The organism is Streptomyces thermospinosisporus (genome assembly GCF_039526425.1).
In the GTDB taxonomy this organism is placed as follows: Bacteria; Actinomycetota; Actinomycetes; order Streptomycetales; family Streptomycetaceae; genus Streptomyces; species Streptomyces thermocarboxydovorans.
Window position 1 is genome coordinate 16,676 of record NZ_BAAAIZ010000004.1, and the last position, 15,312, is coordinate 31,987.

The window sequence follows — 15,312 nt, forward strand, 5'->3', positions numbered from 1 at the left end:
GCGGCCCCGGAAAGCCGTCCGCCCTCAGTCGGCCCCGCCCGTGAGGGTCAGCTCGGCCCAGATGATCTTGCCGTCGGGCACGAAGCGGGTGCCCCAGCGTTCGGCCAGCTGGGACACCAGGAGCAGGCCCCGGCCGCCCTCGTCCATGGCGCGCGGATGGCGCAGATGCGGGGCGGTGGCGCCGCCGTCGAAGACCTCGCACACCAGCGCACGCTCGCGGATCAGCCGCAGGCGGACCGGGCCGGGGGAGTACCGGATGGCGTTGGTGACCAGCTCGCTCACCAGCAGCTCCGCGGTGAAGACCAGCTCCTCCAGCCCCCACTCGGCCAGCTGCCGGGTGACCGTCCTGCGGGCCTCGGCCACCATCTCCGGGTCCCCGGGCAGCTCCCAGACGGCGATCTGCCCCGGATCCAGCCGCTTGGTGCGGGCCATCAGCAGCGCCACGTCGTCGTAGGGGTGGGCAGGGGCCAGCGTGTCCACCACGGCCCGGCACTGCTCGTCCAGGGTGGCGGAGCGCCCCGTCAGCACCGCACGAAGCCGCTCCAGCCGCTGCTGCTCCGCCGGCTTGGGCAGGCAGGCCTCGGCGGCCGGCCGGGACCCCTCCTCGCCATGGGCCAGCAGACCGTCGGTGTGCAGGGCGAGCGTCGTGCCCTCCTCCAGGGTCATCTCCACCGACTCGAACGGCGGCCCGCCCACGCCGAGCGCCGGGCCCTGCGGAAGCTCCACGAACCTCACCGTGCCGTCCGGCGTCACCAGGGCCGGCGCGGGATGCCCGGCGGCGGCCATGGCGCACCGGCCGTCGACCGGGTCGTAGACGACGTAGACGCAGCCGCTGCCGACGGGCTCCACGAAGGGGCGCTCGCCCTCGTCGTCCCCGTCGAGCGGGCCTTCGTCGCGGGCGGTGCGGGCCACCAGGTCGTCGAGGTGCGCCAGCACCTCCTCGGGCGGCAGGTCCAGCGCGGCCAGCGTCCGCACCGCCGTCCGCAGACGGCCCATCCCCGCCGCGGCGTCGATGCCGTGCCCGGGCACCTCCCCGACGACCAGCGCGACCCGGGCACCGGACAGCGGGATCAGGTCGTACCAGTCGCCGCCCAGCCTGGTCAGCTCGTCGGCCGGCCGGTAGTGGGCGGCCACCTCGACGGCGTTCTGCTCGGGCATCCGCCGGGGCAGCAGGCTGCGCTGCAGCACCAGCGCCGCGTCCCGCTCCCGGGTGTAGCGGCGGGCGTTGTCCACGCAGAGGGCGGCGCGCGAGACCAGCTCCTCCGCCAGATGCACGTCGTCCGCGTCGAAGGGCATCTGGCGGAGGCGGCGGAAGAACGTGGTGACGCCCAGAGTGACCCCGCGGGCGCGGATCGGCACGATCAGCACGCTCTGCAGGCCCAGCTCCAGGAAGGTGTGCTCCCGGTCGGCCGCCGTGCCGACCGCCCACTCCAGGGCGAGCGGGGTCAGCTCGTCCTGCCGCCAGGAGCGGCCCGAGGTCAGGCAGCGCACCGGCGGCGAACCGGCCCCGTAGCCGGCCACCTCGCCGATCTCCACCACGGAGTCGGGCAGCTTGCCCTGCGAGGACTTCTGGCCCGCCCGGCGCAGCGCCACGGTACCGGTCCCCGCCAGCGGTCCGGGCGGCAGTTCGGCGCCGCGCAGCACGGTCTCCAGCAGATCCACGGTGACCACGTCCGCGAGCCCGGGCACGGCGACATCGGCCAGCTCCTGCGCGGTGCGCATGATGTCCAGGGAACGGCCGATGTGTTCGCCGGCCCGGTCCATCAGCGCGAGCCGCTGGCGGGCGCGGTGCCGCTCGGTGATGTCGACGACCGTGTAGTACACGCCCATCGGGCGGCCCTGCTCGTCGTCCAGACGGTTGAACGAGATCATATGGGCCGTCTCGCGCAGCGGCGCCGAGCGGACCCGGCCGACGTGCTCGTAGCCGACCACCGGTTCGCCGGTCGCCAGCACCTGCCGCATCCGGTCCTCGACGGCCTCGGCGTCCATGCCCGGCTGGATCTCGGCGAACCGCAGTCCGAGGCGCTGGTCCGCGCCGCCGCCGAACTGCTCCATGGCCGCGTTCGACCACACGTACCTCAGGTCCGTGTCCACGATCGCGATGCCGATCGGGGATCCGGAGAGCATCTGCTCCAGCACCGTGCGGCTCATCGCCCAGCCGGAGTCCTCGCCCGGCTCCGACAGCAGGACCAGCAGGGACGCATCGCGCCGCGGGTCCACCGTCGGTGTGACGCGCACGGTGAGTTCCACGGTCCGCCCGTCGCGGTTCCGGGCCCTCAGCAGCCCGGTCCAGCCGCCGTCGGCACGGCTCCGCTCGACCAGCTCCGGTACTCGCAGGGCGTCCTCGTCGGTCAGCAGTTCGGCGAGCTTCCTGCCGACGGCCTCCGACGCCGTGTACCCCAGCAGCCGCTCGGCCCGTGCGGTCCAGCTCGCCACCACGCCCGCCGGGTCGAGCAGCAGGGGAGCGGCGTCGGCCACATCGAACCCCTGCCGGGCCGCGTCCTGCTCGTTGTGTCCGCCCACGGCCGACCTCTCTGTCGCCTGAGAGTGGTCTATCACCTCATGCCCCAATCTTCACCCTTGCCGGGAATCGGGGCGCCTCGGGCGGGACCGGGTCTCAGGGACTGGAACGGCCGTGGGCGGAGCGAGCGGATCATGGGTCCTGCCGGTCAGGCCCCCTGGACCAGCACCTTCTCCAGCGTCTGCAGGGCGCCCTGCAGCTCGTCCGCCGTGATGGTCAGCGGCGGCGCCAGACGGATCGTGGACCCGTGGGTGTCCTTGACGAGGATGCCCTCCCGCATCAGGCGCTCGCTGATGTCACGGCCCGTTCCCAGCTCCGGGTCGATGTCCACGCCGGCCCACAGCCCGCGCGCGCGGAAGCCGACGACGCCCCTGCCGACCAGGGACTGAAGGCCCCCGCGCAGCACCACGCCCAGCTCCGCCGCCCGGCGCTGGAACTCACCCGTCTCCAGCAGGTCCACCACTGCCGAGCCGACCGCCGCGGCGAGCGGATTGCCGCCGAAGGTCGACCCGTGCTCACCCGGGTGCAGCACCTGCAGCACCTCGCGGCGGGCCACCACCGCCGACACCGGGACGATCCCGCCGCCCAGCGCCTTGCCGAGCAGCACCACGTCCGGCATCACCGACTCGTGCTCCACGGCCAGGGTGCGGCCGGTGCGGCCCAGCCCCGACTGGATCTCGTCGGCGATGAACAGGCAGCCCTTCCGGCTGGTCAGCTCCCGCACGCCCGCCAGATAGCCGTCGTCCGGGACGATCACGCCCGCCTCGCCCTGGATCGGCTCGATCAGCACCGCGGCGGTGGTGTCGTCGATCGCCGCCTCCATGGCCGCCAGGTCGTTGTACGGCACGATCCGGAAGCCGGGCGTGAAGGGGCCGAAGCCGCTGCGGGCGACCTCGTCCGTGGAGAAGCTGACGATGGTCGTGGTGCGGCCGTGGAAGTTGTCCGCCGCGACCACGATCGTGGCCCGGTCCGCCGGGACGCCCCTGACGTCGTAGGCCCACTTGCGGGCCACCTTCACCGCGCTCTCCACCGCCTCCGCGCCGGTGTTCATGGGCAGCACCATGTCCAGCCCGATCAGCGCGGCCAGCCGCTCCGCGAACTCGGCGAGCCGGTCGTTGTGGAAGGCGCGCGAGGTGAGGGTGAGCCGGTCCAGCTGGCGGTGCGCCGCCTCGATCAGCGCCGGATGCCGGTGGCCGAAGTTCAGCGCCGAGTAGCCGGCCAGCATGTCCAGGTAGCGGCGGCCCTCCACGTCCTGCACCCAGGTGCCCTCCGCGCGGGCCACGACCACGGGCAGCGGGTGGTAGTTGTGCGCGAGAACCGGTTCCTCCGCCCGGATCAGCTCGGCGGACGAACGGGTACGGGCGACAGAGGTCATGAGCGGATCTCCTGAGTGCAGCACTTGATGCCGCCGCCTGCCTTGTGGAACTCGGACAGATCGACGGGGACGGGGACATAGCCGCGGTCGGCCAGCCGGTCGGCGAGCGCCGTCGCGCCCGGCGAGATGAACACATGGCGTCCGTCGGAGACGGAGTTCAGCCCGAAGGCCATCGCGTCGTCACGGGTGGCGATCACCGCGTCCGGGTACAGCCGCTTCAGCACCTCGCGGCTGCCGGGCGAGAACGCCTCCGGGTAGTAGGCGATGTTCTCACCGTCCAGCACGAACAGCGCCGTGTCCAGGTGGTAGAAGTACGGATCCACCAGCGTCAGGCTGATCACCGGTACCCCGAAGAACTCCTGCGCCTCACGATGCGCCTCCCGCGTCGTGCGGAATCCGGTGCCCGCGAGGATCCAGCGGCCGGCCGGCACCAGATCGCCCTCGCCCTCGCACACCGACTCGGGCTGATGGACGTCGAAGCCATGGTCCTTGAACCAGGCCTGGTACGGCACGGACTCCGGGCGCCGCTCGGGCGCGTGGAACAGCGAACCGAACACCCGGCCCTCCACGACGACCGCCGCGTTCGCGGCGAACACCATGTCGGGGAGACCGGGCACCGGCTCCACCCTCTCCACGGTATGCCCGTGGGCCCGGTAGGTGTCGACCAGCGTGCGCCACTGCCGCTGCGCGAGCGCCGTGTCGACGGGCCGGTCGGGATGCATCCAGGGGTTGATCGCGTACCGCACGGCGAAGAATCTGGGTTCGCAGACGAGGTATCGCCGTGCGGACGCCACACGTGATCCAGGCACGAAGGGGTTCCTCCGCTTCCACGCGCTGTCGACTAGGGATGACTCCACGTTAGGAAGCGACCCCGTGGGGCGACAAGGAACAAGAGCTGCGTCTTCATGCAGCAATACTGCGTATTGCCCCTGCTCAGCGCACGTCTGTTGCGCCATCCGGGGCGAGCTGGCTGGCGCCGGCCTCCGGGCTATCCGGCAGCAGATGGGACAGCACCATCACGCTGATCGTCTTCCGGATGAACGGCTCGGCCCGGATCCGCTCCAGTACCTCCTCGAAGTGCTCCACGTCCCGCGCCCGCACATGCAGCAGCGCGTCCGCACCGCCGGTCACCGTCATCGCCGCGGCGATCTCCGGATACCCGCGCACCACCTCCGCCAGCCGCCGCGGCGGCGCCGCGCCCTCGCAGTACACCTCGACATAGGCCTCGGTGCGCCAGCCGAGAGCCGAGGGACGCACGGTCGCGGTGAACCCGGTGATGATCCCGCTCTCCCGCAGCCGGTCCACCCGGCGCTTGACCGCCGTCGACGACAGCCCGATCGCCGCGCCGATCTCGGCGAAGGACGTCCTGGCGTTCGCCATCAGGGCGGTGACGATCTGCCGGTCGAGTTCGTCGAAGGAGGCGGGCCTGCTGTTCATGCGGGCACTGTATCCAGCGCCCGCCGGGATGCGTCTCCGCCGAGAACGCCCACGTCCGGGCATGTACCCGAGGCGGACCCCGCCCCTAAACTCCGCATCATGCTGCGCGCCCTGGCCGTCGACGACGAACGTCCCTCACTGGAGGAACTGCTGTACCTGCTCAACGCCGACCCGCGCATCCGCAGCGCCGAGGGCGCCGGAGACGCGACCGAGGCGCTGCGCCGCATCAACCGCGCCCTGGAGTCGGGACCCGACGGCCCCGACGCCATCGACGTGGTCTTCCTCGACATCCAGATGCCCGGCCTGGACGGCCTGGACCTCGCGCGCCTGCTCACCGGCTTCGCCCGGCCGCCGCTCGTCGTGTTCGTCACCGCCCACGAGGACTTCGCCGTCCGCGCCTTCGACCTCAAGGCCGTCGACTACGTCCTCAAGCCCGTGCGCAAGGAGCGGCTGGCCGAGGCCGTCCGCCGGGCCGCCGCCCAGCGCGGCGCCGCCCCGCGCATCCCGGTCAGCGAACCCGACCCCGATCACATCCCCGTGGAACTCGGCGGGGTGACCCGGTTCGTCCCGGTGGACGACATCACCCATGTCGAGGCCCAGGGCGACTACGCCCGCCTGCACACCGACCGGGGCAGCCACCTGGTGCGCATCCCCCTGTCCACGCTCGAGGAGCGCTGGCGCTCGCGCGGCTTCGTCCGCATCCACCGCCGCCATCTGGTCGCCCTGCGGCACATCGCCGAGCTGCGGCTGGACGCGGGCTCGGTGAGCGTCCTGATCGGGTCCGAGGAACTGCAGGTCAGCCGGCGGCACGCGCGTGAGCTGCGGGATCTGCTGATGCGCCGCACGACGAGCTAGGGAAACCCCCATGCCCCAGGATCCGACCGAACACCGCGTGGTGGTCACCGGCCCGCCCCGCCGGGCCCGGCGCACCACCGGCTACTACCGGCCCCGTACCGAGATCGACGAGCAGACCACCCTAGGTCACACCTACGTCCGCTCCCTCATCCGCATCCAGCTGCGCACCGGACTGACCGTGTTCGCCGTCCTGGTCCTGCTCATCGGCCCGCTCCCGCTGGTCTTCGCCGCCGCTCCCGACGCCCGCCGCCTCGAATGGGCCGTCCTCGGCTTCGGGCTGTACGCCCCGCTCGTGCTGCTCGCCCGCTGGTACGTCCGCCGCGCCGAACGCAACGAACGCGACTTCGTGCGGCTCGTCGAGGACCGCTGAGACAGGACCGGACGGGCCGTGAACTCCAGCTACGCCGTACCCGCCGTCGCCCTGGTGGTCCTGGCGACCGTCCTCGTGGGCGCCTTCGGCCTGCGCATATCCCGCACCACCTCCGACTTCTACGTCGCCTCCCGCACCGTCGGCCCCCGCCTGAACGCCGCCGCGATCAGCGGCGAGTACCTCTCCGCCGCGTCCTTCCTGGGCATCGCCGGGCTCGTCCTGGTCCAGGGCCCGGACATGCTCTGGTACCCGGTCGGCTACACGGCTGGCTATCTGGTGCTGCTCCTTTTCGTCGCCGCCCCGCTGCGCCGCTCCGGCGCCTACACCCTGCCCGACTTCGCCGAGGCACGGCTCGCCTCGCAGACGGTGCGCCGGATGGCCGGCGTGCTGGTGGTCGGCGTCGGCTGGCTGTATCTGCTGCCCCAGCTGCAGGGCGCCGGGCTCACCCTGACCGTGCTCACCGGCACGCCCGACTGGCTCGGCGGGGTGATCGTCGCCGTGGTGGTGACCGTGATCGTCGCCGCCGGCGGCATGCGCAGCATCACCTTCGTGCAGGCCTTCCAGTACTGGCTGAAGTTCACCGCGCTGCTGGTCCCCGCGTTCTTCCTGGTCCTCGCCTGGCAGGGCGACGGCGCCCCCACCCACGCCTTCGACGAGCCGGCCTCCTTCCGCGAGCAGCGGGCCGTACGCGTCGAGGACAGCCTCGACCTGCGGCTGGACAAGCCGCTCACCGTGACCGTGGACGGCACCGTCGACGGCACCCCCCACGACGGCGCCGAGCTGGTCCTGCCGGCCGGCACCCACCACATCGAGGACGGCACCCGGCTGACCTTCGCCGAGGACAGCGAGGTGCCCGCCGCCGGACGCGGCACCGACGACGCCGTCTCCCCGTCCCGCGCCGAGTCCCGCGAGGAGCGCCCGCTGTACGCCACGTACGGCCTGATCCTCGCCACCTTCTTCGGCACCATGGGGCTGCCGCACGTCGTGGTCCGCTTCTACACCAGCCCGCACGGGGTCGCCGCCCGCCGCACCACCGTCGCCGTCCTCGGCCTGATCGGCGCCTTCTACCTGCTGCCGCCCGTCTACGGCGCGCTGGGCCGCCTGTACGCACCGGAGCTGACCCTCACCGGCAACGCGGACGCCGCCGTGCTGCTGCTGCCCGACCGGATGATCGGGGGAGTGGGCGGTGACCTGCTCGGCGCGCTGGTCGCCGGCGGCGCCTTCGCCGCGTTCCTGTCCACGGCGTCCGGACTGACCATGGCGGTCGCCGGGGTGCTCACCCAGGACATGCTGCCCTCGCGGGGCGTGCGGCACTTCCGGCTGGGCACGGTGCTCGCCATGGCCGTACCCGTGACCCTGACCTTCCTGCTCGGCGGGCTCCCGGTCGCCGACGCCGTGGGTCTCGCCTTCGCCGTGTCGGCCTCGTCGTTCTGCCCGCTGCTCGTCCTCGGCATCTGGTGGCGCCGGCTCACCCCGCCCGGCGCGGCCGCCGGGATGCTGGTGGGCGGCGGCTCGGCCTTCCTCGCCGTCGCCGCGACCATGACCGGCTACCCGGGCAAGGGCCCCTGGCACGCCCTGCTCGCCTGGCCCGCCCTCTGGTCGGTGCCGCTGGGCTTCCTCACGATGATCCTGGTGTCCCTGGCCACCCCCGGCCGGGTTCCGCCCGGCACCGCGGCCGTGCTGGCCCGCTTCCATCTGCCCGAGGAGACGCGGACGGAGGTGTCGCCATGAGCGGATTCCTCGCGGGGCTCCTGGTCGCCGTGCTGCCGCTGCTGGCCGCCGGGTTCTGGCTGGGCCGGCGCACCGCCCGCCCGTCCAGCCTGGCCGGCCTCGGCACCCCCGTCGAGCACGCCACCTTCGAGACCCTGCACACCGCCTCCCTGGCCACGCCCCCGCTGCGGGCCGGCCTCACCGAGGAGACCGCGCGCAAGGCCGCCCGCAAACTGCGCTCCCTGCTCGGCACCGACGCCCTGTGCCTCACCGACCGCGAGCGGGTGCTGGTCTGGGACGGCGTGGGCTCCCATCACCGCGAGGAGGTCATGGCCCGCCTCGCCGGCCCGCTCGACACCGGCCGAGGCGAGGCCTTCCCGCTCGGCTGCGACACCCCCGACTGCACCGTGCGCTGGGCCGTCGTCGCCCCGCTCACCGTCGACGACCGGGTGCACGGCGCGCTGGTGGCCTGCGCGCCCCGTGAGTCGGCGGTGCTGGTCCGGGCGGCCGGGGAGGTGGCCCGCTGGGTCTCCGTCCAGCTGGAGCTGGCCGACCTCGACCGGTCCCGCACCCGGCTCATCGAGGCCGAGATCCGCGCCCTGCGCGCCCAGATCTCCCCGCACTTCATCTTCAACTCGCTCGCGGTGATCGCCTCCTTCGTGCGCACGGACCCCGAGCGGGCCCGTGAGCTGCTGCTGGAGTTCGCCGACTTCACCCGCTACTCGTTCCGCCGGCACGGCGACTTCACCACCCTCGCCGACGAGTTGCACGCCATCGACCACTACCTGGCCCTGGTGCGGGCACGCTTCGGCGACCGGCTCTCCGTCACCCTGCAGATCGCCCCCGAGGTGTTGCCGGTGGCCCTGCCGTTCCTGTGCCTGCAGCCGCTGGTGGAGAACGCCGTCAAGCACGGCCTGGAAGGCAAGTCGGACAAATGCCATATCCAGCTCACCGCGCAGGACGCCGGCGCCGAGGCCCTGGTCGTGATCGAGGACGACGGCGCCGGCATGGACCCCGAGGTGCTGCGCCGCATCCTCGCCCGCGAACCGGGCCCCTCCGGCGGCATCGGCCTGTCCAACGTCGACGACCGGCTGCGCCAGGTCTACGGCGACGACTACGGGCTCGTCATCGAGACCGCCGTGGGCGCGGGCATGAAGGTCACCGTCCGGCTGCCGAAGTACCAGCCGGGCGTGCACTCCGCCGGACGCCTCGGCGGGTGAGGACGCGGTGCGGGAACCGCGGCGCGGGATATCGCCACGCGGGATCGAGGATCAGGTGCTGCGGGTGGCCACCATCCCGAGGGTGATCAGCCCCAGGACGACCCAGCCGAACCACAGCCAGCCGTTGCTGCCGAGCGCCACCGTGTAGGCCGTCACGGCGACCAGACCGCCGACCGTGAGCACTGCCATGGTCTTCGTGGAGGTGGAACCGTTCGTGGAACCGGGCATCGCAACACCCTCCTCATGCGGTTCCCTCCATGGTGCCCCGCCGGACAGGATCCGCACATGCGTTCAGACACCCACTTTCCGGGGCGTCCGGCACGGGCCCGGCCAATCGAGGCGTCCGGATGGGCCGCCTGCCGAGGTGGCTCAGTTGCCGCGGGCGTGCAGTGAGGCGAGGTAGGCGTTGTACGCCTCCAGCTCCTTGTCGCCGTCCCGGTCGGCCGCGCGGTCCTTGCGGCGGGCCTGCCGCTGGTCGGAGGCGTACCACTGGAACAGCAGCGCGATCAGCACCAGCACCGAGGGGATCTCGCTGAACGCCCAGGCGATGCCGCCGGCCGCGTTCTGGTCGGACAGCGCCTCGATCCCCAGCGAGGCGGGCGGGTGCTCGAAGGTCGACACCATCGGCGTGGACGCCATCATCAGCGCGATGCCGAAGAACGCGTGGAACGGCATGCCCGCGAACAGCTCCAGCATCCGCATCAGATACCCCGGCCGGTGCGGACCCGGGTCCACGCCCATGATCGGCCAGAAGAACACCAGGCCGACCGCGAGAAAGTGCACCATCATCGCGACGTGCCCCGTCTTGGAGCCCATCAGGAAGTCGAACAGCGGGGTGAAGTACAGCGCGTACAGGCTCGCGATGAACATCGGGATGGTGAACGCCGGGTGCGTGACGATGCGCAGGTACCGGCTGTGCAGCAGCTTCAGCAGCAGCTCACGCGGCCCCGTGCGGCCCCGCCCCGCCGTCGGCAGCGCGCGCAGCGCCAGCGTGATGGGCGCGCCGAGCAGCACCAGGATCGGGGAGACCATGCTGATCACCATGTGCTGCACCATGTGCACGCTGAACATGACCATGCCGTAGTCGTTCAGCCCGGTGCACATCACCAGCGCGACGCTCAGCACGCCGAGCGCGAAGGCGACGGTGCGCCCCACGGGCCACTTGTCGCCGCGCCGGACCAGCCGCGCCACGCCCCAGCCGTACAGGGCCAGCGCCAGCAGGCAGGCGACGAGGAAGAAGGGGTCCGCCGACCAGGCGAGGCCTCGCCCCAGCGTGAACGGCGGCAGATCCATGGTCATGCCGTGCCCGCTGTGATCCATCCACCGGCTCCTGATTCGTGGGGGTTGTGCGCAATGTCCGCCCCACAGACTACGGCGGACTCCGGCCGCCGCCCCGACCGGGGTCCGCCGTGAGCACCGCGCGGTGGCTGGAACACGCGAGTGCCGGTGTCTAGAGCACGCACTCCGCCTCGGCGTACCGCTCCTCGGGCACCGTCTTCAGGCTGGCGACGGCCTCGGCCAGCGACACCATCTCGATGTCGGTCCCCTTGAGCGCCGTCATCTTGCCGAACTCGCCCCGGTGCACGGCCTCCACCGCGTGCCATCCGAACCGGGTGGCGAGCACACGGTCGTAGGCGGTGGGCGTGCCGCCCCGCTGCACATGCCCGAGGATCACCGGCCGCGCCTCCTTGCCGAGCCGCGCCTCCAGCTCCTGGGCGAGCTGCCGGGCGACACCGGCGAAGCGCTCGTGGCCGTAGATGTCCTTGCCGCCCTCGTCGAAGTCCATGGTCCCGGGCCTGGGCTTGGCACCCTCGGCGGCGACCACGATGGCGAACCGCTTGCCCGCCGAGAACCGCGCGCCGACCTTCGCGGTCAACTCGTCGATGTCGAAGGGCCGCTCGGGCACGACGATGGCGTGGGCGCCGGCCGCCATGCCGGAGTGCAGCGCGATCCAGCCGGTGTGGCGGCCCATGACCTCCACGATCAGCACCCGCTGGTGGGACTCGGCGGTGGTCTTCAGCCGGTCCAGGGCCTCGGTGGCGACGCCGACGGCGGTGTCGAAGCCGAAGGTGACATCCGTGACCGCGATGTCGTTGTCGATGGTCTTCGGCACACCGACTATCGGCAGCCCGTTGTCGGACAGCAGCCGGGCAGCCTTGAGCGTGCCCTCGCCGCCGATCGGGATGATCGCGTCGAGGCCGAGGTCGCGGACGTGCCCCTTGGCGCGCTCCACGCCGTCCCGCAGATGCTCGGGACGGACCCGGGAGGAGCCGAGGATGGTGCCGCCGCGTGCCAGGATGCCGCTCACCGCGTCCAGGTCGAGCTTGAGGTAGTCGCACTCCAGGAGGCCCTTCCAGCCGTCCCTGAACCCGATGACCTCGTCGCCGTGGTCGACGACGGCACGGTGCACGACGGACCGGATGACGGCGTTCAGGCCGGGGCAGTCGCCGCCGGACGTGAGGACACCAATGCGCATAGCCCGAAACAACCTTCTCGAAGTGGGCCGGGACCGGACCGCGCTGTCCGGCTCGATCCCCGCCACCCTAGCGGCTGAAGGGGGCAGGGCCGCACCTCGCGTCCGCCTGCTGGACGAGCCCGCTCACCTGTGCGGACCAGGCGTCAGACGGGCTCTCCGGCGGGTTCTCGCAGGGGTCCTGGAGGCCGGACACGACGGCGGCGCGGCGGGGTGCGGAACACCCCGCCGCGCCGTCGTGTCACCGCACAGGCGCAGCAGATTCACCCGGGCTGCTGCGCGGCGGCGATGCGCTCGTTGCGCAGCGCCTCGTACCACCGGTCGTCGGTCGGCGGGAGCGCGTTGACGTCCAGCGCCAGCTTCAGCAGCAGGTCGGCGATCTGCGGGTTGCGGGCCAGCACCGGGCCGTGCATGTAGGTGCCGAACACCGTGTCGTTGTACGCGCCTTCGGTGCCGTCGCCGGTGCCGTTGCCGTTGCCGAACCGCACCCGGGCGAACGGGCGGGCCGTGGGGCCCAGGTGGGTGACGCCCTGGTGGTTCTCGAAGCCGGTCAGCGGCGGCAGCCCCAGCTCCGGGTCGATGTCGGCCAGCACGTCGCCGACGCAGCGCGCGCCCTCGCCGCGTACCGAGACCACGTCCAGCAGCCCGAGGCCGGGCTCGCGCTGGCCGAGGTCGTTGATGAACTCGTGGCCGAGGATCTGGTAGCCGGCGCACACCGAGAACACGATCGCGCCGTTCTCCACCGCCCGGTTGAGCCCGCCGTCCCGGCGCAGCCGCTCGGCCGCGAGCCGCTGCGGCCGGTCCTCGCCGCCGCCGATCAGGTAGATGTCGCCGGACGTGGGGACCGGCTGGTCGCTGCGCACGTCGAGCCGGGCGACGTCCAGGCCGCGCTGCCGTGCGCGGCGCTCCACGACGAGCACATTGCCCTGGTCGCCGTAGGTGCTGAGCAGGTCGGGGTAGACCCAGACGACCCGCAGGCTGTTGTCACTCACAAAAGTCCCCTGAGTTGTCAGTTGCCGACGCGGCGGCGCAGGTCCTGGAACGCGGTGTAGTTGGCGATGACCTCGATACGGCCCGGCGGGCAGGCCGCCACCGCCTGGTCGAGGTTCTCGCACACCTGGAACTGCTGATCGGCCACCTCGAGGCGCACCGCGAGGTCCAGCTTCCGGTCGCCGATGACGCAGATCGGGTGCCCGGTGAGCCGGGTGTAGTCGACGTCCCACAGCCAGGAGGTGTCGGTGCCGTCCGCGGAGCGGGCGTTGACCGAGAGGATCACCGGCGTGGGCGGCGGGTCGATCAGCGAGAACGTCTCCAGCCAGCCCGCGGGGTTCTTGGCGAGCAGCAGCCGCAGGTCACGGCCCTGGAACTGCACCACGTCGTAGCGCCCGGCCACGGCCTGCACCTGGTACATCCGCTCCAGCGCCACCTGCGGCGGCACTCCGAACACCGCGGCGACGGCGGCGGAGGTCGCGGCGTTGGCCTTGTTGGCGCGGCCCGGCAGCTGCAGGTGGATGGGCCAGGCGGAGCCGTGCGGGTCGATCACATGGTCGCCGGAGAGCGCCCAGCTCGGCGTCGGCCGGCGGAAGCCGCACTCGCCGCAGAACCAGTCGTCGCCGGGACGCTGCATCACACCGCCGCAGGAGGGGCAGGACCAGGCGTCGTCCTTCCACATCTGGCCCGCGGCGACCCAGATCACGTTCGGTGACGAGGAGGCGGCCCAGACGACCAGGGGGTCGTCGGCGTTGGCGACGATGACGGCCTTGGACCCGGCGAGCCCCTCGCGCCAGTTCTCCGCGAGCATGCGGGTCTCCGCCGCGCGGTCCAGCTGGTCGCGGGAGAGGTTCAGCAGGGCGATGCACTTGGGGTCGGTGTCGCGGGCGACGCCGGAGAGGTACTTCTCGTCGACCTCGATGACGCCGAACTTCGCGTCCGAGCCGCCGGCCAGCGCGGAGGTGATGCCGGCGGGCATGTTGGCGCCGAGCGCGTTGGAGACCACCGGCCCGGCGGCGCGCAGCGCCTCGGCGATCAGCCGGGTCGTGGTGGTCTTGCCGTTGGTCGCCGAGACGAGAACACAGTCCAGGTTCTGCGCCAGCCGCGCGAGAAGATCGGGATCGAGTTTCAGCGCCACCCGGCCACCGATCACCGAACCGCTGCCGCGCCCCGCGGCGCGGGATGCCGCTGCGACCGCCTTGCCCGCGGTCACGGCCAGCTTGGCCCGCGGCGTGAGCGGGTCCGAGTTGCCTGCCATCAGTTCTCGATCCTCCTTGCGTACGCGCCGCGCCTTGTGCCTGACGGCCACGTGGTGTGGGCCTCAGCCTATCGAGATCCTTTGGCGGCCCAGAACCGTGGCTCCCGGTAGTGACGGGCGCCGATGCGAGGACCGTACCCTGACCGCCATGCGACACGGCCCCATCCCCGGCGTCCACGGACGCGTGCGCCCCCTCACCCTGCTCGGCGAGCCCGTCCTGCACACGCCGTGCCGTGAGGTCACCGACTTCGGTCCGGAACTGGACCGGCTGGTGGAGGACTTGTTCGCCACGATGTACGCGGCGCAGGGGGTGGGCCTGGCGGCGAACCAGATCGGGGTGCCGCTGCGGGTGTTCGTCTACGACTGCCCCGACGACGAGGACAACCGGCACCTCGGGCATGTGGTCAACCCGCGCCTGGTCGAGCTGGACGGCGTGACGGTCCGCGGCCCGGAGGGCTGTCTGTCCCTGCCGGGCCTGGAGGCGGGCACCGAACGCCACGACCACGCGGTGATCGAGGGCGTGACCAGGACGGGCGAGCCCGTGACGGTGCACGGCACCGGCTGGTTCGCCCGCTGCCTGCAGCACGAGTACGACCACCTCGAGGGCCGCGTCTACGCGGACCGTCTCACCGGCTGGCGCCACCGCCGCCTGATGCGCCAGGCCTCCCGGGCCTCATGGGGCCGGGGCACCTCATGGGGCCGGGGCCGGTGAGGTGACCGGGCCCCAGGCGGTACCGCGCACTCCGAGGCTGCCGCGCCGGGTAGGTGAGGTGACCGGGCCGCCCGGGCGGCCCGGCGCACCGCGAGGCTGCAGGGCACTCTGAGGCGGCCGCGCACGGCGAGGCTGCAGCGCGCTGCGCCGGGCGGCTGGCCGCGGCGAGAGGGCGCTGCGGTCGCAACCTGCTTGGCGAGTGCGCCCTGGCGCGGGCCGCCCGGCATGTCCGCCGCGCGGGGCGAGGCCGCAGCGCACCCCCGCCGGGTCACATCCCGGGCCGCCGCGCACCTCGCCTGGGCGGAATCCCGGGCCGCCGCGGGCTTCGCCGGGTTGGAATCCCCGGCCCGCCCGCCGCGACTTGAGACCAGCACCGAAGGGTGCGCATGTG

Annotated in this window: 14 protein-coding genes; 5 read left to right on the top strand and 9 right to left on the bottom strand. The window is 72.6% G+C overall.

Annotation, left to right across the window (positions count from 1 at the left end):
• Positions 1–24: 24 nt before the first annotated feature.
• The 4 genes from ABD207_RS01600 to ABD207_RS01615 form a co-directional block, all read right to left on the bottom strand.
• Entirely contained in the window at positions 25–2,523 is a 2,499-nt protein-coding gene (locus ABD207_RS01600; RefSeq protein WP_344009390.1) for a SpoIIE family protein phosphatase, read from the bottom strand.
• A 146-nt stretch (positions 2,524–2,669) separates the two neighbouring features.
• Positions 2,670–3,896 carry an ornithine--oxo-acid transaminase gene (gene rocD, locus ABD207_RS01605; RefSeq protein WP_344009392.1) on the bottom strand — a complete coding sequence of 409 codons (1,227 nt, stop codon included), beginning with the start codon at positions 3,894–3,896 and terminating at the stop codon, positions 2,670–2,672.
• Complete coding sequence (gene ddaH / locus ABD207_RS01610; RefSeq protein ID WP_344009394.1) at positions 3,893–4,705, bottom strand: dimethylargininase; 813 nt, start codon at positions 4,703–4,705, stop codon at positions 3,893–3,895. The genes rocD and ddaH overlap by 4 nt, the downstream gene beginning before the upstream one ends.
• 124 nt (positions 4,706–4,829) lie before the next feature.
• Positions 4,830–5,333, bottom strand: a complete 504-nt coding sequence (locus tag ABD207_RS01615) for an Lrp/AsnC family transcriptional regulator (RefSeq protein WP_344009396.1) — start codon at positions 5,331–5,333, stop codon at positions 4,830–4,832.
• A 99-nt stretch (positions 5,334–5,432) separates the two neighbouring features.
• Between ABD207_RS01615 and ABD207_RS01620 the strand changes: the two genes are divergently transcribed.
• From ABD207_RS01620 to ABD207_RS01635, 4 genes are read left to right on the top strand one after another with little or no spacing between them, the layout of a single operon-like run.
• Positions 5,433–6,188, top strand: coding sequence for a LytR/AlgR family response regulator transcription factor (locus ABD207_RS01620; RefSeq protein WP_344005138.1), 756 nt, complete (start codon positions 5,433–5,435; stop codon positions 6,186–6,188).
• Between the two features lie 10 nt (positions 6,189–6,198).
• On the top strand, positions 6,199–6,558 hold the full coding sequence (locus ABD207_RS01625) for a hypothetical protein (protein WP_344009398.1): 360 nt from the start codon (positions 6,199–6,201) through the stop codon (positions 6,556–6,558).
• An 18-nt stretch (positions 6,559–6,576) separates the two neighbouring features.
• A complete protein-coding gene (locus ABD207_RS01630) occupies positions 6,577–8,289 on the top strand; it encodes a sodium/solute symporter (protein WP_344009399.1) in 1,713 nt (570 codons plus the stop codon).
• Positions 8,286–9,488 (top strand): sensor histidine kinase, encoded by a 1,203-nt coding sequence (locus tag ABD207_RS01635; RefSeq protein WP_344005147.1) that lies wholly within the window; start codon positions 8,286–8,288, stop codon positions 9,486–9,488. Before ABD207_RS01630 ends, ABD207_RS01635 begins: the two co-directional genes overlap by 4 nt.
• A 51-nt stretch (positions 9,489–9,539) precedes the next feature.
• Here ABD207_RS01635 and ABD207_RS01640 read toward each other — a convergent pair whose 3' ends face one another.
• The 5 genes from ABD207_RS01640 to ABD207_RS01660 all read right to left on the bottom strand — a co-directional run bounded on the left by ABD207_RS01640 (position 9,540) and on the right by ABD207_RS01660 (position 14,209).
• Positions 9,540–9,716 carry a hypothetical protein gene (locus tag ABD207_RS01640; RefSeq protein WP_344009401.1) on the bottom strand — a complete coding sequence of 59 codons (177 nt, stop codon included), beginning with the start codon at positions 9,714–9,716 and terminating at the stop codon, positions 9,540–9,542.
• Positions 9,717–9,857: 141 nt separating this feature from the next.
• Entirely contained in the window at positions 9,858–10,808 is a 951-nt protein-coding gene (locus tag ABD207_RS01645) for a cytochrome c oxidase assembly protein (protein WP_344009403.1), read from the bottom strand.
• A gap of 130 nt (positions 10,809–10,938) precedes the next feature.
• Positions 10,939–11,964, bottom strand: a complete 1,026-nt coding sequence (locus ABD207_RS01650; protein WP_344009405.1) for a 6-phosphofructokinase — start codon at positions 11,962–11,964, stop codon at positions 10,939–10,941.
• A 260-nt stretch (positions 11,965–12,224) separates the two neighbouring features.
• Entirely contained in the window at positions 12,225–12,953 is a 729-nt protein-coding gene (locus tag ABD207_RS01655) for a type 1 glutamine amidotransferase (protein ID WP_344005158.1), read from the bottom strand.
• A 17-nt stretch (positions 12,954–12,970) separates the two neighbouring features.
• The gene (locus ABD207_RS01660; protein ID WP_344009407.1) at positions 12,971–14,209 is read right to left on the bottom strand and encodes a Mur ligase family protein; all 1,239 of its coding nucleotides are present in this window, start codon (positions 14,207–14,209) and stop codon (positions 12,971–12,973) included.
• Between the two features lie 148 nt (positions 14,210–14,357).
• On the opposite strand from ABD207_RS01660, the gene def reads away from it, so the two are divergent.
• Positions 14,358–14,921: a peptide deformylase gene (gene def, locus ABD207_RS01665; RefSeq protein ID WP_344009409.1), complete on the top strand. Its 564-nt coding sequence runs from the start codon at positions 14,358–14,360 to the stop codon at positions 14,919–14,921.
• The last annotated feature ends 391 nt before the right edge of the window (positions 14,922–15,312 follow it).